12 protein-coding genes and 1 pseudogene are annotated in these 23,448 nt (G+C 69.5%); 3 read left to right on the top strand and 10 right to left on the bottom strand.

Annotation, left to right across the window (positions count from 1 at the left end):
• Nucleotides 1–16 precede the first annotated feature (16 nt).
• From QQM39_RS33190 to pulA, 3 genes are all read right to left on the bottom strand, one after another.
• On the bottom strand, nucleotides 17–379 hold the full coding sequence (locus QQM39_RS33190; protein WP_302001244.1) for a 5-carboxymethyl-2-hydroxymuconate Delta-isomerase: 363 nt from the start codon (nucleotides 377–379) through the stop codon (nucleotides 17–19).
• Nucleotides 380–410: 31 nt separating this feature from the next.
• Nucleotides 411–2,183 (bottom strand): fused response regulator/phosphatase, encoded by a 1,773-nt coding sequence (locus QQM39_RS33185; protein WP_302001243.1) that lies wholly within the window; start codon nucleotides 2,181–2,183, stop codon nucleotides 411–413.
• 87 nt (nucleotides 2,184–2,270) lie between these two features.
• A complete protein-coding gene (gene pulA / locus QQM39_RS33180) occupies nucleotides 2,271–7,715 on the bottom strand; it encodes a pullulanase-type alpha-1,6-glucosidase (RefSeq protein ID WP_302001242.1) in 5,445 nt (1,814 codons plus the stop codon).
• A 133-nt stretch (nucleotides 7,716–7,848) separates the two neighbouring features.
• Here pulA and QQM39_RS33175 point away from each other — a divergent pair, with 133 nt between their 5' ends.
• Nucleotides 7,849–9,045, top strand: coding sequence for a transposase (locus QQM39_RS33175; protein ID WP_302003814.1), 1,197 nt, complete (start codon nucleotides 7,849–7,851; stop codon nucleotides 9,043–9,045).
• A 23-nt stretch (nucleotides 9,046–9,068) separates the two neighbouring features.
• Here the strand turns inward: QQM39_RS33175 and QQM39_RS33170 are convergent, their stop codons facing one another.
• The 6 genes from QQM39_RS33170 to QQM39_RS33145 all read right to left on the bottom strand — a co-directional run bounded on the left by QQM39_RS33170 (nucleotide 9,069) and on the right by QQM39_RS33145 (nucleotide 17,552).
• A complete protein-coding gene (locus QQM39_RS33170) occupies nucleotides 9,069–10,469 on the bottom strand; it encodes a glycoside hydrolase (RefSeq protein ID WP_302001241.1) in 1,401 nt (466 codons plus the stop codon).
• A 91-nt stretch (nucleotides 10,470–10,560) separates the two neighbouring features.
• Complete coding sequence (locus QQM39_RS33165; RefSeq protein WP_302003813.1) at nucleotides 10,561–11,883, bottom strand: alpha-amylase family protein; 1,323 nt, start codon at nucleotides 11,881–11,883, stop codon at nucleotides 10,561–10,563.
• A gap of 394 nt (nucleotides 11,884–12,277) precedes the next feature.
• Nucleotides 12,278–14,023, bottom strand: a complete 1,746-nt coding sequence (locus QQM39_RS33160) for a glycoside hydrolase family 13 protein (protein ID WP_302003812.1) — start codon at nucleotides 14,021–14,023, stop codon at nucleotides 12,278–12,280.
• 228 nt (nucleotides 14,024–14,251) lie between these two features.
• Nucleotides 14,252–15,157 carry a sugar ABC transporter permease gene (locus QQM39_RS33155; RefSeq protein ID WP_302001240.1) on the bottom strand — a complete coding sequence of 302 codons (906 nt, stop codon included), beginning with the start codon at nucleotides 15,155–15,157 and terminating at the stop codon, nucleotides 14,252–14,254.
• Nucleotides 15,158–15,170: 13 nt separating this feature from the next.
• Nucleotides 15,171–16,175: a carbohydrate ABC transporter permease gene (locus QQM39_RS33150; RefSeq protein ID WP_302001239.1), complete on the bottom strand. Its 1,005-nt coding sequence runs from the start codon at nucleotides 16,173–16,175 to the stop codon at nucleotides 15,171–15,173.
• Nucleotides 16,176–16,283: 108 nt separating this feature from the next.
• Nucleotides 16,284–17,552 carry an extracellular solute-binding protein gene (locus QQM39_RS33145; protein ID WP_302001238.1) on the bottom strand — a complete coding sequence of 423 codons (1,269 nt, stop codon included), beginning with the start codon at nucleotides 17,550–17,552 and terminating at the stop codon, nucleotides 16,284–16,286.
• 418 nt (nucleotides 17,553–17,970) lie between these two features.
• On the opposite strand from QQM39_RS33145, the pseudogene QQM39_RS33140 reads away from it, so the two are divergent.
• Together QQM39_RS33140 and QQM39_RS33135 are read left to right on the top strand one after the other, a co-directional pair.
• Nucleotides 17,971–19,004: pseudogene (locus QQM39_RS33140) on the top strand (LacI family DNA-binding transcriptional regulator).
• Nucleotides 19,005–19,146: 142 nt separating this feature from the next.
• Nucleotides 19,147–20,112 carry a phosphatase PAP2 family protein gene (locus QQM39_RS33135; RefSeq protein ID WP_302001237.1) on the top strand — a complete coding sequence of 322 codons (966 nt, stop codon included), beginning with the start codon at nucleotides 19,147–19,149 and terminating at the stop codon, nucleotides 20,110–20,112.
• 68 nt (nucleotides 20,113–20,180) lie between these two features.
• Here QQM39_RS33135 and QQM39_RS33130 read toward each other — a convergent pair whose 3' ends face one another.
• Nucleotides 20,181–23,183 (bottom strand): bifunctional [glutamine synthetase] adenylyltransferase/[glutamine synthetase]-adenylyl-L-tyrosine phosphorylase, encoded by a 3,003-nt coding sequence (locus tag QQM39_RS33130; protein WP_302001236.1) that lies wholly within the window; start codon nucleotides 23,181–23,183, stop codon nucleotides 20,181–20,183.
• Nucleotides 23,184–23,448 lie beyond the last annotated feature (265 nt).

The raw sequence follows: 23,448 nt of genomic DNA, 5'->3' as shown, positions 1-23,448 counted from the left end.
CCCTGTCGGACAGGCCCTAGCGTTCGAACTTGCGGTAGGACGGGTCGAGGTCGCGTACCTCGGCGGAGGCGTGCAGGACGAACTCGTCCTCCTCCACATGCTGCCGCAGCAGCTCCAGGACGGCCTCGGTCAGCTTCGCCTTCGTCTCCTCGGTACGGCCGGCGAGCAGTCCGAGCGTGACGTGCACGATCGCGTGGCCCTGCTCCTCGGGGTCCTCGTAGCCGAACGCCGTGTACTCGCTCCGCCGGAACTGCGTCTTGCACGCCTCCGGCTTCGCCGCCGCGATCTCGACGGTGGCGGTGTGCAGCGCCCGCGCGAAACCCTCCCGGTCGAAGGCGTGGGCCAGTACGCCGGAATAGTCGACGGTGATCTGCGGCATGGGCACTCCTGTTCTACGGCGGCATCTGGGCTCACCCTAACCGCAGCGCCAGCATCGCGATGTCGTCCTCCCGGCCCCGCCCGAAGCAGCCCAGCAGCGTGTCGCACAGCGCGTCCAGCCCGGCCGGTGCCTCGGCGGCGGCCGTGCGCAGTTGCTCCATGGACGTGGCGAGGTCGATGCCGCGGGTCTCGATGAGGCCGTCGGTGACCATGAGGAGGCGGTCCCCCCGGGCCAGGACCAGCTCGCTGGGCTCGGGCCGGTCGAGGGCGAGCCCGAGCAGCGGGCCGTCCACCGGGACGTACTCGGCGTCACCCGCGTCCCGCACGATCAGCGGCGGAAGGTGGCCGGCGTTGGCGATCCGGGTGCGCCCGGTTGCGGGGTCGAGCAGGGCCAGGCAGACCGTGGCGGTGATGTCGGGGTGGTAGTGCTGAAGCATCCGGTCCAGCCGGGCCGCGAGCGCGCCGGGGTCGCTCTCCTCGACGCAGTAGGCGCGCAGCGCGTGCCGGATCTCGACCATCACCGTGGCCGCGTCCAGCGAGTGCCCGACGACGTCACCGACGGCGGTGAGCACCCCGCCCTCGGTGCGCAGGGCGGCGTAGAAGTCCCCGCCGATCTCGGCCTGCCGGGACGCGGGGACGTACCGGACGACGACGTCCACGCCGGGCAGCGCGGGGAGCCGGTACGGCTGGGGCAGAAAGCTGTGCTGCAGGGTGAGGGCGATGTCCCGTTCCGCCTGGTACATCAGCAGCGGTTCGGCGGCGAGGGCGGTGGCTTGGGCGAGGCGCTCCTCGGGGGCCGCCTCGACAGGAGGTGCCGCGATATGCCGTCGGTTGTCTGCGGGACCGTCGTGGCTGGTCGCGCCCCGCGGCGGAGCCGCATGTCGATACAGCCCCGCGCCCCTTGAGGGCGTTGCAGGCACCGCAGCCCGGCACGCCGGTGTAGCGATGCACACGTGGGCGCGGCCCTCCTGGCCCGACGCCAGGAGCAAGTGGGCCTCCTCCCGGATGCCGGGTCGGAAGAAGCCGGCGGGCCACAGTGAGGCGGGCACAACCGTGCTGTGCACTCCGGTCCGGCCGTTGCGTCCCTCCGCGATCCGGGTGATCAGCCGTGCCGCCGCCACGTGCGGGGCGGTGGCGGGCAGGGAGGTGGGGGTTCCCGCCGGGCGGGCGAAGCCGTGGCTCCGGGGCAGGTGGAGGGAGCTCGGGGAGCAGCCCCAGTGGGGTTCGCCGTCCGGGCCGATGACGAAGACGACGGCGGGCGTACCGCTGAGCCGGGCCGCGCCCGCGGCGGCCGCGTCGGCCAGCTCACCCAGGCAGCGCGCCGTCTGCACGGTGAAGATGGCCTCGGACAGCAGCGTCAGCCGGTGTGCCAGCGCCTCGGCCGCGGTGCGCCGGCGCGCCCTGCGCACCGCGGACCGGACGACGGCCTGGATCTCCCTCGGCTCGGCCGGCACCGTCAGGTAGGCGTCGGCGCCCACGTCGAGCCCCCGGCACCGGTCCCCCGCCTCCATGGCCGTGGCCGAGAAGTGGACGACGGGCAGCGCGGCCGTGGACGGGCGGGCCTTGACGCGGCGGCACAGTTCGAAGCCGCTCATGTCCGGCAGCCCCACGTCGACGAGGGCCACGTCGGGCAAGGCGCCCGCGCGCAGCCGCACGTCGAGTTCGCTCAGCGCCTCGCCCGCGCTCGCGACCGGCACGACATCGTGGCCCGCGCGACGCAGCACGGCGCCCATGGCGTAGCGGCTGGCCGAGACGTCGTCGACGACCATGACCGTCGCGCCGGCCTGCCTGCCGTAACCGTCCATCGTCCATCGTCCATCGTCCGCAACTCTCGGATACACGTGAGTGGGGCGGCCCGTGACCGGGTCCGCCCCACTCAAGTTAGCGCCGCGTCAGAGGGCCCGTGCGAAGACGGCGACAGTGCGCCCCGGAACGGCGAACGTCCCCGTTTTCTCCTCGTAGGACGAGGACTTGACGATAGGGTCCGCCCCTGAGGCCTGCACCGGATGCAGCTGGTAGCCCTCGCCGGCGAGCGAGGCGACCCGCTGCTCCTGCTTCTCGGGCGTCGCGTTGAAGACGACGACGAGGTCACCGAGGCGCATGGTGATCACGCCGGGCGTCTCGTCCTTGCCGGACAGCGGGAAGGACAGCTTCGACTGCACCTGGTCGGCGGTGTCGAGGGAGAACGCGCCCTCCGTCGTACGGATCTTGAGCAGGTCCCGGTACGCCGCCGAGGCGCCCGTGATCTGCCCGCAGCCCACCTGCACGGTGCCCAACAGGGGCTTGGCGTACGGCCACTTGGACGCGTTGTCGGCCGCCATCGGCAGTCCGCGTCCGAAGCCGTTGCCGTCGGCGCAGTTCCAGTGGATGGCGTTGAACCAGTCGCCGCTGTCGTAGGAGTTGCGGTCCAGCGACTTCGAGCGCAGCAGGTCGGTGCCGGCCTGGGAGAGGGCCGGGCCCTGCGAGAGGGTGGCCGTGGCCATGGCGAGAACCTGCATACGGGCGCGGTCGGACGCACTCGTCGACGACGGCAGCTTGAAGGCGAGGGCGTCGAACAGCGACTCGTTGTCGTGCGCGTCGGCGTAGGCGAGGGCGTCGCCCGGCGCGTCCGCGTACCCGGCGGGCTGCCCGTTGTAGTCGACCTCGGCGCCGGTGACCTCCTTGCCGTCGGTGTCGGTGAACCGGTACTTCGCGAGGTTGCCGGAGAGCCCCACCTTGATCAGGTCCTGGTAGTGCAGCAGACGGGCCTTCTGCTCGGCCGAAGTGCCGTTGCCGGACGATGAGTTGGGGTCGGTGTACAGCCCTGAGGCGAAGCCCTGGACGCCGGGGTCCTCGTCGAAGGGTCCGCCGCCGCGTACGGCGTCACGCGCGCGGTCGGAGAAGGTCGCGATGCCCGTGCCCGCCATGTTCTTCTGCGTGGCCTGGGTGAAGCGGGCGTCGTCGGCGACCTCGCCGAAGTTCCAGCCCTCGCCGTACAGGATGATCTTCTTGCCGTCGACGCCGTCCTCGGCGAGGGTCAGCGCGTCCAGCGCCTTCCTGACCGCCAGGATGTTGGCCTTCGGGTGGTGGCCCATCAGGTCGAAGCGGAAGCCGTCGACCTTGTACTCCTTGGCCCAGGTGACGATCGAGTCGACGACCAGCTTGCCCATCATGGCGTTCTCGGTGGCCGTGTTGGAGCAGCAGGTGCTGTTCGCCACCGAGCCGTCGGCGAGGAGGCGCTGGTAGTAGCCGGGGACGATCCGGTCGAGGACACTCGTCCGCGCCTGCCCGCTGGCCGCGGTGTGGTTGTAGACGACGTCCATGACGACCCGCAGGCCGTCGTCGTTCAGCGCCTTGACCATCTTGCGGAACTCGACCGTGCGGCCGGTGCCGTCCGGGTCGGTGGCGTACGAGCCCTCGGGGACCGTGTAGTGGTACGGGTCGTAGCCCCAGTTGTAGGCGTCCTTCGCGGCGATCTTCGCCACGCACTCCTGCTGCTTGTCGGAGTCGGCGGGGAAGGAGGCGAGGTCGCAGTCGGTGACCGCCTGGTCGGACTTCCTCTCGGGGATGGTGGCGATGTCGAAGGCGGGCAGGAGGTGGACGTATGACGTGCCCGACTTCGCCAGCTCACGCAGGTGCTTGGAGCCGTCGCTGTCCTTGTCGGTGAAGGCGAGGTAGGTGCCCCGGTTCTTGGCCGTCCTGTCCTCGACCGAGAAGTCCCGGATGTGCAGCTCCTGGATCTGGGCGTCGTTCAGCGGTACGGCCTCGGGCTTGGTGTACGAGGACCAGCCGCTCGGCGCCAGGGACCTGTCGTCCAGGTCGACGACGAGGCTGTGCTCGGAGTCGGTGGTCAGGGCGACCGAGTAGGGGTCGGTGACCTTGTTGGTGACGACCTTCTGGACGCTGGGCGCCCAGACCCGCACGACGTACCGGTAGGGCTTGCCCTTCCAGGACCGGGGGCCGGTGACGGACCAGACGCCGGTGGCGTCGTCGCGCTTCATCTGCACCGTGTCGCCGTCGAGCTCCAGGGCGACGTGCTGCGCGGTCGGCGCCCACACGGCCAGCGTGGGCCGGCCGCTCTTGTCGAAGGTCGGTCCGAGGTCGGCCTTGGTCGCGCCGGGGTAGAGGTCGTCGAGGACGCCGGCGATCTGCACGCCGGTCGCCGCGAGGACGGCGCCTCCCCCAGAGCCGAATGCCTGGGAGGTGCCCCCAGCGGCCCGCTGGGAGGCGACGACCTGGCCGGCGAGGGCCTCGCGGACCCGGTCTCGGTCGCGCGGGTCGACGGACCAGGCGGCGTAGTCCTTCAGGTGCGGGAACTTCGCCTTCTGGGCGTCGGTGAGGCTGGTCTTCGACAGCCGCAGCCAGCGCTCGTCGTCGCTGGTCAGCGCACCGTCCTTCACGGCGATCGAGCCGTCGCGGCTGTAGAGCAGCTGGGTGGAGGCGGCGGCCTCGGAGCCGTTCCAGGCGACCGTGTTCCGGTCGATCCAGACCGCCTTGGAGGTGCTCAGGTCGAGCGCGGCCGCCGAGCCCGCGGGCTGCGGGAGCAGGTACTTCTCCTGGCCGCTCAACAGCCACACCTCATGACCGTTGGCCGTGAGGTCGAGCGACTGATCGGTGGGCAGGTCCTTCTCGTCGCCCTTGTGGAGGATGTAGCTGAGGCTGGTGGCACCGTCGGTGAGCGGTACCTCGAAGACTGCGCCATAGGCATCAGTCTTGACCGGCTTCAGGGGGTTCGACCAGTCGGTGGGGTTCGCGACACCCGTCCAGACGTGCAGGCCCCAGCCGTCGTAGTCGCCGTCGGCGCGGTGGTAGTGGAAGGTCGCCTTGGTCCTGTCCGGGGCGGGGTAGTCGGCCGTCGGCCTCTCGGTGCGTACGTCCGTCTTGCCCTGCTCGATCCAGACCTCACCCGTCTTGGTGACGTCGATCGTGCGGTCGGCGGAGACGTCCTTGTTGCCGTCCCTGTCGATGACGAGGAAGCCGACGTTGGACGCGCCGGGCTTCAGCTTGACGTAGGCGAAGGCGCCGTACGCGTCACGGCCGACGAAGGGGTGGCTGTCCGGCCAGTTCGTGGCCTCGCCGTCGGCGAGGTCGCCCCAGGCGTACAGGCCCCAGTTGGCGTAGTCGCCGTCGGTGCGCTTGTAGTGGACGACCGCGTAGTCGCGGGAGGCGGCGGAGGGGGTCTCGGGAACGGGCGGGGTGCCGGTGGTGCTCTCGGCCGTCGCGCTCGCCGTGCGGCCCGCGGAGTCGATCACGACCGCCTTGTAGCGCAGGGCGGTGCCGGCCGGTACGTCCTTGTCGATGGCCTGCGTGACCTTGTACGGCGCGTGGTCGGCGGAGCCCAGGGTCTTCCACTTGCCGCCTCCGACCTGGGCGGCGAAGACGACGCGGTTGAGCTGCCCGCCGTCGACGTCGGCGCCGATCTCCACCGTGCCGGTGGCGCCGGTGGCGGGGGCCTTGAGGGTGAGCGTCGGCTCGGTGGCCGGCTTGGCGGGCTTGCCGGCGGCCTTGAGGACGATCGCCGAGCCGGCCGGGACGGTGACGGTGAGCTTCTTGTCGGCGTCGGACTCGGCCTTCGCCCCGGTGCCGTAGATGCCCCCGTACGTCATGTCCGCGGAGCCGACCGGGACCGTCGCCGTCTTGGCCTCGCCTGCGTTGTTGAAGGCGACGAGGTACTCGGTGCCCGACTTCGCGTCGGTGCGGGAGCAGGCGTAGATGCCGGCGCCGTCGTCCGCGTACCGCTCGGTCTGGATTCCGTCGGCGAGGGCCGGGTGGGCCTTGCGGAGCTTGGCGAGCGCGCTGATCTGCCGGTACAGCGGCGCACTCGCGTCGTAGGCGTCGCTCGCGTGCGTGCGGTCGGTGCCGATCTCGTCGTCGTCGAGGTAGTCGGCCGTCCTGGACGCGAACATCGTCTGGCGGGCGTCCTTGTCGCCGCCGGCGCCGGTGAAGCCCTGCTCGTCGCCGTAGTAGACGACCGGGTTGCCGCGGCTGAGGAACATCAGCTCGTTGGCGAGCCGGTCCTTCTTCAGCAGTTCGGCGTCGGTCGCCTTCGGGTTGTCCTGGTTCAGGAAGTACCCGATGCGGCCCATGTCGTGGTTGCCGAGGAAGGTGACCTGCTCGTAGGCGTTGGCCTTGTCGGTCGTGTACTTGTAGTCGTCGCCGAAGACGGAGGCCAGCTTCTTCGCGCTGCCGCCCTGGGAGGCGTAACTGCGGGCCGCCTCCTGGAAGGGGAAGTCGAGCGTGGCGTCGAGACGGCCCTGGGTGACGTACGGGGAGGTGATGTTCGTGTCGGCGGAGTAGACCTCGCCGAACATGAAGAAGTCGTCGCGGCCCTGCTTGGCGGCGTAGGAGTCCAGGGCCGTGGCCCACTGGGTCCAGAACTCCGTGTTGACGTGCTTCACGGTGTCGATCCGGAAACCGTCGATGTCGAAGTCCCTGACCCAGCGCTGGTAGATCTTCTCCATGCCCGTCACGACCTCGGGACGCTCGGTCCACAGGTCGTCGAGGCCGGAGAAGTCCCCGTACGTGGTCGACTCACCGGCGTAGGTGGAGTCGCCGCGGTTGTGGTACATCGTCGGGTCGTTGAGCCACGACGGGACCTTGACGTTCTTCTTCGCGGCGGTGACGGTCGGGGTGCGCGGGAAGGAGTCGGTGTCGACCGCGGGGAACTTGGACTTCCCGTCCGCGTAGTCGGCGTCGTCGAAGGGCTTGCCGTCCTTGGTGAGGTACGGGAAGGCGCCCTTGGAGAGGTAGCCGTACGACTTCTCCTCATAGTCGACGACGTCCGCCGTGTGGTTGGTGATGACGTCGAAGAAGACCTTCATGCCCTTGGCGTGCGCCTTGGAGATGAGGGTCTCGAGGTCCTTGTTGGTGCCGAAGTGCGGGTCGACCTGGGTGAAGTCGGTGATCCAGTAGCCGTGGTAGCCGGCGGAGGCGTCGCTCCCCGTCCCCTGCACGGGCTGGTTCTTGAAGATCGGCGCCATCCAGATGGAGGTGGTGCCGAGGCCCTTGATGTAGTCGAGCCGCTTGGTCAGGCCCTTGAGGTCGCCGCCCTGGTAGAACCCCTTGTCGGTGGGGTCGTAGCCGGTGGCGAGGCGGGAGCCGGTGAGGCCGCCCTTGTCGTTGCTCGCGTCGCCGTTGGCGAAGCGGTCCGGCAGCACGAAGTAGAACTGCTCGCGGGTGGCGTCGTGCCGGGCGGGCTCGGCGGCGAGCTTCGCGTCGGACGGGGGCGCGGGCGGAGTCTCCGCCTGCGCCGCGAGAGGCTGGACGAGTGCTGCGGCCAGCGCGGTTACGGCGACCGCAGCGACCCGTCCGATATGGGCGGTTCGGCGCCTCGACGGCGTCGGCCATCTCGGTATCACAGATGGACTCCTTGCGATTGCGGCTCTCTTGGGTCCGACCCCGCGTGACCGTATCGCCGTCGAAAGGTTTACAGCAAGAGGCTTGAAACCATCGGTAAGAACTTTCAGCAGAACGCCAGCAGGTGGAGTTGGTCTGCGTCAGCAGCCCGAGGCGCCAAGGCAGAGTGTTGTAGGGGCCGCTCGCCGAGGGGTTCAGGATGTGAAGAACAACTTCGCGCTGCGCGAGCACACCTACGGTCAGATCAAGTCGCGGTGGAACCTGGGGGCACAGGCCGCCCAGCACGTGATCAAGAAGACCTGCGACGCGTACGCCACGCTGAAGGCGAACCTGAAGGCCGGGAACGTGGGGAGGCCGGGCTCCAAGCGCTACCGCAGGGCGACGGAGAAGCCGATTGTCTTCCGGCCAGAGGGCGCACAGCCGTACGACGACCGGATGTTGTCTTGGCAGATCGACCGGAGGCAGATCTCGATCTGGACGACGGCCGGGCGGGTGAAGGGCGTGGCGTTCACCATCTCCCCCGAACAACTGGCAGCCCTGGCCCTGTATCGCCAAGGCGAGTCGGACCTAATACGCCGGGACGGCATGTGGTTCCTAAACGCCATCTGCGATGTCCCCGAGGCGCCGTTGAACGCCGATCCGGTGGACTTCCTCGGCATCGACCTGGGCATCGTGAATATCGCCACCACCTCGGACGGCGAGATCATGGCAGGGCGTGAGCTCAACCGCGTCCGGGTTCGGGAGCGAAAGCTGCGTGCCAAGCTGCAGCAGAAGAACACCCCGTCCGCCAGGCGCCGGTTGAAGAAACGCAGGCGGAAGGAGGCACGGCGGACGAAGGACATCAACCACAAGATCGCGAAACATGTGGTGGCCGAGGCAGAACGCACCGGTCGCGGAATCGCCCTGGAGGACCTGACGGGCATCCGCGAGCGGGTACGGCTTCGCAAGCCCCAACGGGCCACTCACTCCAGCTGGTCATTCGCCCAGCTGGGGCAGTTCATCGCGTACAAGGCGCGCCGGGCGGGGGTGCCGGTTGTGCACGTTGACCCGGCGTACACCTCCCGCACCTGCGCCGAATGCGGGCACATAGACAAAGCGAACCGAGTCTCCCAGGCCTGGTTCGCATGCCGGAACTGCGAATTCGTTGATCACGCAGACCGGAACAGCTCCCGCAACATCCGCACCCGCGCGAGGGAGTTGTGGCGACGCTGGGCCCAGTCAACGGCCCCTGCCCCACCACCGCGCGAGCGGGGCGGGGCTGGACGCAAGCGCAGCGTCACCGCCAGTGACGCCCGTTGTGCAAGCCCGTCGGCTCTGGCCACGGGCGGTTGACGTACACCATGCTGTACACGCCGTTATCGCTTGACGGTGTAGGTGGACAGGGAGCGAGCGGGGACTGTGGCGGTCAGTGACCCCCCGCTCACGGCCACGGCGGACTGCTGGGCCATGCTGTTCGAGCCGTTGGTGAGGTACGGCGTCGCGGTCCCGGTCGTGATGCCGGTGTTCTGCAGGCTGTACGACACCTGCTGGGCACTGCCGGCCGCGTTGAGCGCCACGACGGTCACCGTGCCGTCGGTGTTGCGGAAGGCCGACAGCCTGAGGTTGGCGTCCGGGGTCGTAGCGCCGATGCGGGTCGCCCCCGGCCGGATGAAGCGGCTGTAGTGGGCGATCGCCCACAGCCGCTTGGACACGTGATAGTTCGCCCCGTCCATCTGGATCAGGCCGCGCGTGGCGCCGACCGAGGCGCCGTACCAGTACACGTATCCGCTGATGTTGCCCTTGGTGAGGGCGTCGTGGACGGCGGAGGCGACCGTGAAGCCGTCGTAGCCACTGCCGTCGTCCCAGTTCTCGTTCCAGGTGGTGCCGTTGGGCGACCACTCCGACATCCAGGTGCGCTTCTGGGTCGGAAGCGGGGCATCGACCGGGCTCGCGTAGGTGTGGCCTGTGTGGGTGGTGACGTAGTTCCGGGCCGTCGCGTCGGCCTCGATCGCGCTGGTGTAGGCCTTCTGCTGGTTCCAGCCGAACGAGTCGCAGCAGGCCACCTTGTATCCGGCGGCGTTCGCGACCGGTCCGAAGACCTTCACGAACTCCGTCGTCTGGGCGGGGGTGAGCCGCATGGAGTCGTACGTCGCCGTCCAGTCGGGCTCGTTGGTGAAGCCGAGGTCGGTGATCCCGATGCCCTCCTGGCCGTAGAACTTCGCGTACTGGACGAGGAAGTTCGCGTACGCCCGGCGCCAGTCGCCGCTCGCGCAGGTGGCGCCGCTCAGCCCGCACAGGGTGCCGCCGTTCGCGTCCGTCCCGTTGGTCTTCATATAGCCGGGGGCGGTCCACGCGTCGGCGTAGAAGCGGGTGACGCCGTACGCCTTGGCCTGCCGGGCGAGCCACACCTGGCCCTTGTCCTGGCGGTCCCAGACGTACTTGGGGGTGGCGTTCGGGCCGCCGGGGTCGGTGGGCTGGATGCCCGAGTCGATGCCGAGGCGCAGGATGCTGAGGCCGGCGCCGGTGGTGCGGTTCAGCAGCAGGTCGAGGATCTCGCGCTGTTTCTGGGCCGGTAGGCCCTGCGAGCCGCGCATGATGTCGGCCCGTCCGAAGTGCTCGGAGAAGCCGAAGCCGTCGATGGGCTGGTAGGTGGTGGAGCCGTTGATGGTGGCCGTCGTGGCGGCGGTCGCCCGCGGCGGACCGGCCGCGGTGATGCCCGCGACCGCCAGGAGAGCCGCCATGGACGTCACCGTGCCCTTGCCGAGTCTGCACTGCATGTTGCACATCCTTCATGGGAGCGCTCCCATAACAACAGGGAACGCAGGACGACACTCCGTGCGCGTCAATCCCACGTTCCCCAGGGACTGTTCAGCAGCTGGCCTTGCCGGCGTAGATCGCGAGCGCGGTGTTGGCGCCCAGGGTGGCCGTGAACTGGCCGTTCGAGTTCACGGTCACCGTCGTGTTGCTCTGCACGTTGCAGTACGTGCCCGCCGCGAGGGAGGTCTGGTAGGTGCGGGTCAGGCTGCCCGACTCGTGATTGATGGCGACATAGCCCTTGCTGCCCCGCCCGAACGCGATGGCGTCGCCGCCGTTGTCCCACCAGTTGGCGACCGCCTCGCCGCGGGTGGCGTTGCGGAAGGCGACCATGCGGATGATCTCCGGCCAGGCGTGCTGACACTTCCAGCCGTCCTGCCAGCAGGCCGTCACGGAGCCGCCGTTGGGCGGCCCGGCGTCCGTGTCGGAGAACTCGTAGCCGGAGTTGATGTCGGGCGCGCCGTACGGGTAGGCCAGCATGAAGACGTTGGCCAGGGTGTAGTTGGCGCCGTCCTTGTAGTTGAGCGTGGAGCCGTTGCGCTCGGTGTCGTGGTTGTCGACGAAGACACCCGCGACCGAGCTGCTCATGTAGCCCCAGCCCTCGCCGTAGTTCTTCAGATAGGCGAGGTTCTCGTTGTTGAAGACGCGCTTGAGGTCGTAGGCGTAACGGAACTCCTGGACGTCGCCGTTGCCCGTGTACTCGGTGGGCTGGACGGCCTCTCCGCTGCCGTGGATGGCCTCCTGCTTCCAGTACACCGACGAGTTGCTGAGGCGCGACTTGATGTTGGCGAGGTCGGCCGCCGGCATGTGCTTGGCCGCGTCGATGCGGAAGCCGTCGACGCCGTAGCCGAGCAGGGAGTTCATGTAACCGGCGATGGTGGCGCGGACGTACTCCTCGCCGGTGTCCAGGTCGGCGAGGCCGACGAGTTCGCAGTTCTGGACGTTGGCGCGGTTGGTGTAGTCGCTGATCGTGGCCGTGCAGTCGTTCATGTCGGCCGAGGAGTACAGGCCGGGGTAGTCGTACTTCGTGTACGACGAGCCGCCGGTGCCGGTGCCGCTGCCCGCCGACATGTGGTTGATGACGGTGTCGACGACGACCTTCACACCCGCGTTGTGGCAGGTGTTCACCATGTTCCGGAAGGCGGTGGCGTCACCGAGGCGCCCCGCGATCTTGTAGCTGACCGGCTGGTACGAGGTCCACCACTGCGCGCCCTGGATGTGCTCGGCGGGCGGGGAGACCTGGACATAGCCGTAGCCGGCCGGGCCGAGGGTGTTGGTGCACTCCTTGGCGACCGAGGCGAAGTTCCACTCGAACATCACCGCGGTGACGTCCTTGGTGCCGGGCGGGGATGCGTAGGCGGTGCTGCCGGGAGCCATGACGGCCGCGGCTGCGGCCAGCGCGGTCAGGGCCGCCGGCACGGTACGGCGCTTCGAGGGCGCCGGCCATCTCGATATCACGGTGAACTCCTTGCGGTTGCGGCTCAGTCGGGTCCCCCCCTGCGCCGCGGCGCGGCGTCGTTGCCGGGCGCCGGCGAGAACGTACCGCCAACGAAAGCTTTACAGCAAGAGGTTTGAAATTCACAGAAAGAACTTTCACCCGTTGCCTTGACGCGCCTTCACAACTGCCTCACTCTCACGAGCAGTTGGAACTCAGACCCTTCGTCGTTCCTTTCCGGAGCCGCACATGCATGGACGTAGGCTGGACGGCCTGTGGCCCACCACCGCGTGCGCGGGGTGGGCCACAGGCCGTGTTCCGGTGCTGTCCGGGCCGTCAGGCCGTCGTCCACCACACCGTCGTGTCCGCCGGCACCTTCGCCTCGCCGTCCGCCTCGGTGATCTCGCCGCTGGCGAGGAGGACACGGCCGTAGGACGGGGTCGTCACCGACTCGCCGCTCGTGTTGGCGACGCAGACGAACTCGCCGCGGCGGAAGGCCAGGACGCCCTCCGGAGCCCGGAGCCACTCCACCGCGTCGCCCGCGCCCAGGTCGGGCTCGGCGCGGCGGATGCTCAGGGCGGAGCGGTAGAGCTCCAGGGTCGAGCCCTGAGCCCCCGTCTGCGCCTCGACGCTCAGCTCGCCCCAGCCCCCCGGCTGCGGCAGCCAGCTGCCGCCGGCGCCGAAGCCGTACGACGAGCCCTCGCGCGTCCACGGGATCGGCACCCGGCAGCCGTCGCGGAAGCCGTCCTGGCCCTCGCCCCGGAAGTACGCCGGGTCCTGGCGGACGTCGTCGGGAAGGTCGACGACGTCCGGCAGGCCCAGTTCCTCGCCCTGGTAGACGTACGCCGAGCCGGGCAGGGCCAGCATGAGCAGGGTCGCCGCCCGCGCACGGCGCAGGCCCAGTTCGCGGTCGCCGGCCGTGCGGATCTGGGTGCCGAGGCCGGGCGGGTTGGCGAAGCGCGTCGCGTGGCGGGTGACGTCGTGGTTGGACAGGACCCACGTCGCCGGGGCGCCGACCGGACGCATCGCCTCCAGGGTGCGGTCGACGACCTTGCGGAGCTCCTCGGCGTCCCACTCCGTCGACAGGTACTGGAAGTTGAAGGCCTGGTGCAGCTCGTCCGGGCGGACGTAGTTCGCCGTGCGCTCGACGGTCGGGGTCCAGGCCTCCGCCACGAAGATGCGCCCACCCGTCTCCCACCACCGCCCTTCGGACGAAGGCCCTTCGGGCCCCTTCTTTTCCGCGTACTCGTCGAGGATCGTGCGCCACTGGCGGTAGATCGCGTGCACGCCGTCCTGGTCGAAGAACGGCATGACATCGTTGCCCAGCAGCTTGAGCTGTTCGTGGGATCCGAGGTCCGGCAGCCCCTCCGCCTTCACCAGGCCGTGGGCGACGTCGATACGGAAGCCGTCGACGCCCATGTCGAGCCAGAAGCGGAGGATCGAGCGGAACTCGTCGCCGACCGCCGGGTGCTCCCAGTTGAAGTCCGGCTGCTCGGGGGCGAAGAGATGGAGGTACCACTCGCCGGGGGTGCCGTCCGGCTCGGTGACCCGCGTCCACGCCGGGCCGCCGAAGATGGACTCCCAGTCGTTGGGCGGGAGTTCGCCGTTCGCACCCTTGCCGGGACGGAAGTGGTAGCGGTCACGGAGCGGGGAGCCGGGGCCCTCCGCCACGGCCCGCTTGAACCATTCGTGCTGGTCGGAGGAGTGGTTCGGAACCAGGTCGACGATGATCCGCAGACCCAGCTCGTGGGCGTCGCGGATCAGCGCGTCCGCGTCGAGCAGGTTGCCGAACATCGGGTCGACGGCCCGGTAGTCGGCCACGTCGTAGCCGGCGTCGGCCTGCGGGGAGGCGTAGAAGGGGCTGAGCCACACGGCGTCGATGCCGAGGTCGCGCAGGTACGGGAGTCGGGAGCGTACGCCTTCCAGGTCGCCCATGCCGTCGCCGTTGCTGTCGGCGAAGCTGCGCGGATAGACCTGGTAGATCACCGCGTCCCGCCACCAGTCACGGCGCTTGGCGACGGTGGCGACGGCCGCTGCGGAAGTGGGGGTCGGGGCCGGGGCTGCGGAGGGCTGCTGGCTCATGGCGTCCTTGATGCGTAACGGAGTTGAGGTCATGGGGTGTGTCGTCGGCATCCACAGGATTGTGGCGCTTGCAGGTTTTCAGTGGGTTGCAGAAAGCTCGGGATCGCCGGCGGGCGGAGTGAGGCGGCCGCGGTGACAGCGGGTCTGGGGTCCCCCCCTCTGGGGGAGGGCACTGCGGCCGCCACCCGCGCGACAAGGCGCGCGGGAGTCTGTTTCTCATGAGGGCCGTCAGCCCTTTGTGCCGCCCGCGGTCAGGCCGGTCACCAGGTTCTTCTGCACGAAGTAGAAGAACGCGGCGACAGGTATGGCGATCAGCACCGCCGTCGCGGCCATGAGGTTGCGCTGCGCGTCGTGCTCGCTGACGAAGGTCTGCAGACCGACCGCGAAGGTGTACTTCGTGTCGGACAGCATGAACGTCGACGCGAACGCGACCTCACCGAAGGCCGTGAGGAAGCTGTAGAACGCGGCGACCGCCAGGCCCGGCTTGGCGAGCGGCAGGATCAGTCGCCCGAACGTGCCGAAGGGGGTCAGCCCGTCGACGCGTCCCGCCTCGTCGATCTCGAACGGGATCGTGTCGAAGTACCCCTTCATCAGCCAGGCACAGTACGGCACGGTGGTCGTGCAGTAGACGAGGATGAGACCAAGGTAGTTGTCGACGAGCTGCAGCTCGGACAGGATCTGGTACATCGGCACCATGAGGACGGCCACCGGGAACATCTGGGTCACCAGCAGCACCCACATGAACTTCTTGTAGCCCGGAAAGCGCATCCGCGAGACCGCGTAGCCGGTGGTGGCGGAGATGACGACGCCGATGAGCGTGGTGCCCAGCGTGACGATCAGGGTGCTCGTCAGCCAGTCGAAGAACTTCGTCTCCTGAAGGACGAACGTGTAGTTGTCCAGCGTCATCTTCTTCCAGATGCCGCCGGGGTGGAGGTAGTCGTCCGTGTCCGGGCCGAGGGACAGGAAGACCAGCCAGGCCACGGGGAAGAGCGCGATCAGGCTCGCCACGATGAGGATGCCGTGGGAGACGACGGACGTACCGACGCTGTTCTCGCCGCGGCGGGTCCCGCGCGGGGCGCCCTTGCGCGAGGCCTGGTCCGCCGGAGCAGTGGTCTTGACGGTCGTGGTGCTCATGGGGACTCCTGCCTCAGATCGCGAGCTGCGGGTCATTGCGGTTCAGCCAGCGGCGGTAGAAGGAGGTGAAGACGATCAGGACGGCCAGCAGCAGGATGCCGTAGGCGGCCGACTGCGCGAAGTCGCGCGGCTGCTGTCCGAAGCCGAGGTAGTAGGCCCAGGTGACGAGGATCTGCGCGTCCGGGGCGGTGTCGCCGAACAGCAGGAAGATGATGGCGAACTGGTTGAAGGTCCAGATGATGCCGAGGAGTACGACGGTGGAGCTGACGGACCGCAGCCCCGGCAGGGTGACGTACCGGAACTGCTGCCACCTGCTGGCCCCGTCCATCTCCGCGGCCTCGTACAGCGAGGAGTCGATGGACTGCAGCCCGCCGAGCAGCGAGAGCATCATGAACGGCACACCGCACCAGGTGTTCACCATGATCGCGGCGAACCGCTGCCAGAAGGTGTCCTCCAGCCACAGCGGCGTCGGCAGGTGGAGGGTCTCCAGGAACGAGTTGATGACGCCGCCGTCGGCGAGCATGAACCGCCAGCCGAAGACGGTGACGAAGGTCGGCACGGCCCACGGCAGGATCAGGATCAGCCGGTACAGGGTGCGGCCGCGCAGCTTCTGGTTGAGCAGCAGGGCGAGGCCGAGGCCGATGGTGTAGTGGAGGGTGACGCAGGCCGCCGTCCAGAAGATCGTCCAGAGGAAGTGCGACCAGAAGCGGTCGTAGGCCGTCTCGCCCCACAGGATGTCGGCGTAGTTGTCGAGGCCGATGAACTTGTAGGTGGCCTCGATCTCGTTGACGCCGATCGTGCGGGCCGTGTTGAGGCTGGTGGCGTCGGTGAGGGTCAGGTAGAAGCCGTACACCAGGGGGTAGAGCACGAGGACGCCGATGACGATCACCACCGGGGCGATCATCGCGTAGGCGTACCAGTGCTTCTGGTAGCCGTGCTTCAGGCGCTGGCCGAGCCCGCGGCGTGGCCCGCGGTCACCTCGGGTTTTCCCGGTCGCGCGGTCGATGGCGACTGTCATGGTTCGACAACCTTCTCGAAGATCGGCAGATCAAGGGTGTACGGCGCACAGGCCGGTGACCGCCGGATCGCTCCCCCGTCTCCGGGGCGATCCGGCGGCCACGGGGGCTCACTTGCTGAAGTCCGGGACCAGCTTGGCGATCGAGGCTTCGGCGTTGCTCAGGCCCTCGTCCAGGGACTCCTTGCCACCGGCGACCTTCAGCAGCTCCGTGTCCATCGGGCCCCACAGGGAGCTGTACTCGGGCAGGGCCGGGCGCGGCTGGGCGGCGGAGAGGACGGTCTGGTAGCCGGCGATGCCCGGGTCGGCCTTGACCTCGGCGGTGTAGGCGTCGTCGCGGGTCGGCAGCGTGTTGTTCTTCAGGGCGATGGTCTCCTGGGCCTTCGCCGAGGTCATGAAGTTCACGAACTTCAGCGCGGCCTTCTGGTGCGCCTCGTCGGAGCCGGCGTACACGGAGAGGTTGTGGCCGCCGGTCGGGGCGCCGGCCTTGCCGGTGGAGCCGGCCGGGACGGTGGCGATGCCGAGGTTGTCCTTGTCCTTGAACGCGGAGCCCTTGTAGAAGTTGGTGATCTCCCACGGGCCCTGCAGGATCGCGGCGACCTTGCCGTTGACGAACGCCTCCTGGATGTGGGCGTAGGCGTCGGCGGTGGTGTCGGCCTTGTGCAGGCCCTTGCCGTCGAAGAGGCTCAGCCAGGTGCCGTAGCCCTTCTTGGCCGCGGCCGAGGCGACGGTGATCTTCTTGGCGTCGACGTCGACGGTGTCGGTGCCCTCGCCGTAGAGGAAGGTCTGGGCGTAGTAGCCCTGGGTGGAGCCCCAGTAGCCGTCGACGCCGGTCTTGTCCTTGATCGTGGCGGCGGCCTTCTTCAGGTCGTCCCAGGTCTTGGGGGCCTCGACGCCGGCCTTCTTGAACAGGTCCTTGTTGTAGACGAAGGCGAGGGTGTCCGTGGTGAACGGAACGCCGTACGTCTTGCCCTCGTACTTGGCCTGCTCGATGAGGTTGGGCTGGAACTCGGCCTGGTCGGTGAGGGCCTCGGTGCCGTCCAGCGGCAGGAAGAAGCCCTTCTTGGCGAAGGCCGGGGTCCAGCCGACCTCGGAGCGCAGGATGTCCGGGGCGCCCTTGGACCCGGCGGCGGTGTCGAACTTGTTCTGCGCCTGGTCGAAGGGGACGTTGACGTACTTGACCTTGATGTCCTTGTTGGCGGCCTCGAACTCCTTGACCAGGGCCTGGTACGTCGGCGCCTCGTTGGTGGCGTTGGAGGTGTCCCACCAGGTGATGGTGACCGGCCCGTCGGCGCTGTCGCCGCTGTCACTTCCGCCGCAGGCCGTCGCCGCGAGGGCGAGGGACGCCACCAGCGCGGTGGCCGCTATGCCACGCCGCATGAGATCTCCTTGAGGGTGAAAGCCCGTGTGGTGACAAGGACGGCCCCGTCTGCCTGTCCCTGCCTTCTGCCGACTGCGCCGATGGGGGTCCCCCCGCTCGAGCGAAGTCGAGAGCGGGGGGAGGCCGCCGGGCGACGTGAACGTAACAGCGCTGAAAGACTTACGAAAGACCTTGCAGCAAAAAAGTGCAAGAGGTCTCCGAAGTTATCCGCACGTGACCAGTCGGCGACCGCCATGAGACGCTTCTTTACACGGGTGGAGCGCCACGGGACCCACTTGTGCAAGACTCTGCAAGCTCTTGCCATCACTTTCACGAGGGAGCGCAATGACGCAGCAACCCGGACCGGGCCGGCCAACAGGTCGCCCCCGGCGTCCGATTGGTGTGCAAGGCGACATGCGGCCGGTACAGTCCAGTGGCGTGACCACACGGCTTGCCGACATCGCTGCTCAGGCGGGGGTGAGCGAAGCGACCGTCAGCCGCGTCCTCAACGGCAAGCCTGGCGTCGCCGCCACCACCCGCCAGTCCGTCCTGGCCGCACTCGACGTGCTCGGCTACGAGCGCCCGGTGCGGTTGCGGCAACGCAGCGAGGGCCTGGTGGGTCTGATCACCCCGGAGCTGGAGAACCCGATATTCCCGGCGCTGGCCCAGGTCATCGGCCAGGCACTGACCAGGCAGGGCTACACCCCGGTGCTGGCCACCCAGACCCCGGGCGGCTCGACCGAGGACGAGCTGACGGAGATGCTCGTCGACCGCGGAGTGGCCGGCATCATCTACGTCTCGGGCCTGCACGCGGACACCACCGCCGACATGCAGCGCTACGAGCGCCTGCGCGCCCAGGGCGTCCCCTTCGTCCTGGTCGACGGCTTCTCCCCCAAGGTGCAGGCACCTTTCATCTCCCCCGACGACCGCGCCGCGATGACCCTGTCGGTCACGCACCTCGCCTCCCTGGGCCACACCCGCATCGGCCTCGCGCTGGGCCCCAAGCGCTTCGTCCCGGTCCAGCGCAAGATCGAGGGCTTCGTCCGCACGATGCAGGAGCAGCTCAACCTGCCGGCGCACGTCATAGAGACCGAGCTGATCCAGCACTCCCTGTACACCCTGGAGGGCGGCCAGGCCGCCGCCACGGCACTCATCGACCGCGACTGCACCGCGGTCGTCTGCGCCAGCGACATGATGGCGCTGGGCGCGATACGGGCGGCCCGGCAGCGCGGCCTGGAGGTCCCGAGGGACATCTCGGTCGTCGGCTTCGACGACTCCCCCTGATCGCCTTCACCGACCCGCCCCTGACCACGGTCCGCAAGCCGGTCCCGGCGATGGGCCAGGCCGCGGTACGCGCGCTCCTCGAAGAGATCGGCGGGACGCCGGCCCCTCACAGCGAGTTCGTGTTCATGCCGGAGCTGGTGGTGCGCGGTTCGACAGCTTCGGCACCGGGGAACAGAAACCATCACTAAGTCGTCCGCAAAGCGGACAATCCCGGCATCCGGTACTGTGTCGGCAGGAGACCGGCGCCGTCCGCCCGCCGTAGAACGTGCGCCCTGAACCCAACCGGAGGATGATCGGTCGGGGAAGTCTTTTCTGGCAGACTCTGCGCCTATGGGTGACACCACCGTGACGACACTGGAAGGCCGGGAAGCGGCCGTTCCGCCCCCCGTCGCGGACGAGACGGGGCGGGGCCCCCTGCGCCGCCTGCGCACTCCCCGCCGCCCCCGCCTCTGGTTCGAGATCCTCCTGATCGCGGTGAGTTACTGGTCCTACTCACTGATCCGCAACGCGGTACCCGAACAGCGGGCCGAGGCACTGCGCAACGCCGACTGGCTCTGGAAGCTGGAGCACCACCTCGGCATCGCCGTCGAGGAGTCGATCAACCACACCGTGAACTCGGTGACTTGGCTCGTCGTCGGCATGAACTACTACTACGCGACGCTGCATTTCATCGTCACCCTGGCCGTCCTGGTCTGGCTGTACCGCAGCCACCCCGGCCGCTACGCGGCGACCCGCCTGGTCCTGTTCGCCACCACCGGCGTGGCCCTGATCGGTTACTACCTGTACCCGCTCGCTCCCCCACGGCTGATGACCAAGACCGCCTTCATCGACACGGTACTGGTCCACGACACCTGGGGTTCGATGGCCTCGGGCGACCTGAAGAACATGTCGAACCAGTACGCCGCGATGCCGTCGATGCACATCGGCTGGTCCGTCTGGTCCGGCCTGACGATCTTCGCCCTGGCGAGGATCCCCTGGGTCCGCGTCCTGGGCCTGCTCTACCCCACAGCGACACTCCTGGTGATCGTCGCGACGGCCAACCACTTCTGGCTGGACGCGGTGGGCGGCATCCTCTGCCTGACGTTCGGCTACACGGTGGCACGCCTGTGGTACGGAGCGCTCCCCCACGCACTGCCGAAACTGGTGCCGCAGCCGCGTACGGCGGCAAGGGGACGTGCCGGGGCGTGTCCGCCCGCGGAGTCGGGCGTCAAGACACAGCACCTTCTCCCCAACCCCAACCGCCCGACCGAGGACGGACACCCCCCGGCACGGCCCCGACCCACAACCCACCGTTAGGCGCTACGCGCACCCCCACCGGACAGCAACAGGCCGCCGCAGGCACCCCGGCCCCACCGCCGGAGGCATCACGCCCCGTAGAACAGCTCCTCCACAACGCCCCGCGCCCGACGCGCAGTACGCCGATACGCATCGAGCATGTCCCCCACGTGACCGGGCTCCCACCCCAGGTAGCGCCCCACGGCCGCCAGCTCACGCGGATCCGACGGAAACGTGTCCCCGGCCCGCCCCCGCACGAGCATCACGGCATTGCGCACCCGCGTCGCCAGCACCCACGCCTCGTCGAGGATCGCCGCCTCCTCCGCCGGGATGAGCCCGGCCGCACACGCGGCGGCGAGCGCTTCCCGCGTCCGCGTCGTACGCAATCCCGGCTCGGCCCAGCCGTGCTGGAGCTGGAAGAGCTGAACGGTCCACTCGACGTCGGAGAGCCCGCCGGGACCGAGTTTGGTGTGCAGCTTGGGGTCGGCGCCGCGCGGCATGCGCTCGGACTCCATGCGGGCCTTCAGCCGCCGGATCTCGCGCACGGCGTCCTCGCCGAGCCCCTCCGCGGGGTAGCGCAGGGGATCGATCAGGTCGATGAAACGGCGCCCCAGATCCTCGTCCCCGGCCACCGCCTCGGCCCGCAGCAGCGCCTGCGACTCCCAGACCAGGGACCAGCGGCGGTAGTACGCCTCGTACGAGTTCAGCGTGCGCACCAGCGGACCCGACTTGCCCTCCGGCCGCAGGTCGGCGTCGATCAGCAGAGGCGGATCCGAGCTCGGGATCTGCAGCAGCCGGCGCATCTCCGCGACCACCCGGTTCGCGGCCTGCGCGGCCTCCTGCTCCTCCACGCCGTCCCGCGGCTCATGCACGAACAGAACGTCCGCGTCACTGCCGTAGCCCAGTTCGTGCCCGCCGAAGCGGCCCATGCCGATGATCGCGAAACGGGTGGGCAGGGTGTCGCCCCAGCCCTCCCTGACGACGGCCCGGAGCGTGCCCGCGAGCGTCGCCGCCGTCAGGTCCGACACCGCGGCGCCGACGCGGTCGACGAGGGCGCCCTGGTCGGCCTCGGCGGGCTTCGTCTCGGTGCCGTAGGAGTCGACGATGTCGGCGGCGGCCGTACGGAACAGCTCGCGGCGCCGCACGCCGCGTGCCGCCGTGACCCCCTGTACGGCGCCGTCCGCGCGGCCGACCGCGGCGAGGATCTCCTGCTCCAGGTGGCTGCGTGAGCGCGGCTCCAGATGACCGGTGCCGCCGTCGCCGTCCCCGAGCAGCGCCACCGCCTCGGGTGCCCGCATCAGCAGGTCGGGGGCGAGGCGGCCCGCCGACAGGACGCGGGCGAGGTTCTCGGCGGCGGCGCCCTCGTCCCGCAACAGCCGCAGATACCAAGGGGTCTTGCCGAGCGCGTCCGACACCTTGCGGAAGTTCAGCAGCCCCGCGTCCGGGTCCGCCGAGTCCGCGAACCAGCCCAGCAGGACCGGCAGCAGGGTGCGTTGGATCGCCGCCTTGCGGGTGACGCCGGAGGCCAGCGCCTCCAGGTGGCGCATGGCGGAGGCGGGGTCGGCGTATCCGAGCGCGATCATCCGTTCCCGCGCCGCCTCGGCACTCAACCGCGCCTCACCCGGGGCGAGTTGGGCGACCGCGTCGAGCAGCGGACGGTAGAAGAGCTTCTCGTGCAGCCGCCGTACGGCGCTCGCGTGCCGTTTCCATTCGCGGTTCAGCTCGGCGACCGGGTCGGTGCGCAGGCCGAGGGAGCGGCCGATGCGGCGCAGGTCGGCCTCGTCCTCGGGCACCAGGTGCGTCCGGCGCAGCCGGTAGAGCTGGATGCGGTGCTCCATGGAGCGCAGGAAGCGGTAGGCGGCGTCGAGCTGCGCGGCGTCGGCGCGGCCGACGTAGCCGCCGGCGGCGAGCGCGCTGAGGGCGTCCAGGGTGGTGCCGCTGCGCAGGGAGGCGTCGTCGCGGCCGTGCACCAGCTGCAGCAGCTGTACGGCGAACTCGACGTCGCGCAGGCCTCCCGGACCGAGCTTGAGCTGGCGGTCCAGCTCGGCCACGGGGATGTTCTCCACGACCCGGCGGCGCATCTTCTGCACGTCGGCGACGAAGTTCTCCCGCTCGGCGGCCTTCCAGACCAGGGGCTCCAGCGCGGCGACGTACTCCTCGCCCAGTTCGATGTCGCCCGCCACGGGGTGTGCCTTGAGCAGCGCCTGGAACTCCCAGGTCTTGGCCCAGCGCTGGTAGTAGGCGAGGTGGCTGCTGAGCGTGCGCACCAAGGGGCCGTTCCTGCCCTCGGGGCGCAGGTTGGCGTCCACGGGCCAGATCGACCCCTCCACGGTCGTCTCGGAGCAGATCCGCATCATGTGCGAGGCGAGCTTGGTGGCGGACCGCAGCGCCTTGCCCTCGTCGGCGCCGTCGACGGCTTCGCCCACGAAGATCACGTCGACGTCGGAGACGTAGTTCAGCTCGTGGCCCCCGCACTTGCCCATCGCGATCACCGCGAGCCGGCACTGCGCGGCGTCCTGCAGGGCCGCCGCGCGGGCGATGGCGAGCGCCGCGCGCAGGGTCGCGGTGGCGAGGTCGGCGAGTTCGGCGGCCGTCTGGGCCACGTCGGTGGTGCCGCACACGTCACGTGCGGCGATGGACAGCAAGCAGCGGCGGTAGGCGACGCGCAGCGACACCGGGTCGGTGGCCTCGGCGAGGCCGCGCTCGAACTCCTCCACCTCGGGGTGCAGGTCCCGCGGCTCGTACATGACCAGCGCCTGCCAGTCGCTCGGGTGCCGGGCGAGGTGGTCGGCGAGCGCGGTGGAGGCGCCGAGCACGCCGAGCAGGCGGTCGCGCAGGGGCTTGGCCGCTATCACCGTGTCGAGCAGCTCCCGCTGGGCGACGGGGTCGGGCTGTGCTTCGAGCAGCCGTACGAGACCTTGCAGGGCCAGATCCGGGTCGGCTGTGGCGCCCAGGGCCTCCAGGAGCACCGGGTCGTTCCTGATCGGCGCGACCTCGGCGCTGTCCAGGAGGCGCTCGGCGGCCGAGGGGTCGGTGAATCCGTGCCGCAGCAGCCGACTGAAGGTACTGCTCCTGCGCCCCGGCGCCGTCATGCTCGGCCTCCTGTCCGATCGGGGTCGTGCGCGCCCGATCAAGGTCGTACGCGGTTGAGCCTAACCGCTGCGCTGGGCTTGGGCGGGGTGCCTGCGGCGGCCCGTTGCTGTCCGGTGGGGGTGCGCGTGGCGCCTGCGGGTGGGGGGTGGGTCGGGGCCGTGCCGGGGGGTGTCCGTCCTCGGTCCGGTGGTGGGCCTTGCGCTAGAGGTGCCGTTTCTTGACACCGGACTCTGCGGGCGGACACCCCCGGCACGTCCCCTTCCC

Origin of the sequence: Streptomyces sp. DT2A-34 (assembly GCF_030499515.1) — a bacterium.
GTDB lineage: Bacteria > Actinomycetota > Actinomycetes > Streptomycetales > Streptomycetaceae > Streptomyces.
Note: the sequence above shows the minus strand (reverse complement) of the source record. Positions and strands in the feature narration are given on the sequence as shown.

Excerpts from the sequence above, each read along its gene's own strand:
- QQM39_RS33165 (WP_302003813.1), bottom strand. The coding sequence starts at position 11,883 with ATGGCTCCCGGCAGCACCGCCTACGCATCCCCGCCCGGCACCAAGGAC.
- QQM39_RS33185 (WP_302001243.1), bottom strand. The coding sequence starts at position 2,183 with ATGGACGGTTACGGCAGGCAGGCCGGCGCGACGGTCATGGTCGTCGAC.
- QQM39_RS33160 (WP_302003812.1), bottom strand. The coding sequence starts at position 14,023 with ATGAGCCAGCAGCCCTCCGCAGCCCCGGCCCCGACCCCCACTTCCGCA.
- QQM39_RS33155 (WP_302001240.1), bottom strand. The coding sequence starts at position 15,157 with ATGAGCACCACGACCGTCAAGACCACTGCTCCGGCGGACCAGGCCTCG.
- QQM39_RS33190 (WP_302001244.1), bottom strand. The coding sequence starts at position 379 with ATGCCGCAGATCACCGTCGACTATTCCGGCGTACTGGCCCACGCCTTC.
- QQM39_RS33145 (WP_302001238.1), bottom strand. The coding sequence starts at position 17,552 with ATGCGGCGTGGCATAGCGGCCACCGCGCTGGTGGCGTCCCTCGCCCTC.
- QQM39_RS33130 (WP_302001236.1), bottom strand. The coding sequence starts at position 23,183 with ATGACGGCGCCGGGGCGCAGGAGCAGTACCTTCAGTCGGCTGCTGCGG.
- QQM39_RS33135 (WP_302001237.1), top strand. The coding sequence starts at position 19,147 with ATGGGTGACACCACCGTGACGACACTGGAAGGCCGGGAAGCGGCCGTT.
- QQM39_RS33150 (WP_302001239.1), bottom strand. The coding sequence starts at position 16,175 with ATGACAGTCGCCATCGACCGCGCGACCGGGAAAACCCGAGGTGACCGC.
- QQM39_RS33170 (WP_302001241.1), bottom strand. The coding sequence starts at position 10,469 with ATGCAGTGCAGACTCGGCAAGGGCACGGTGACGTCCATGGCGGCTCTC.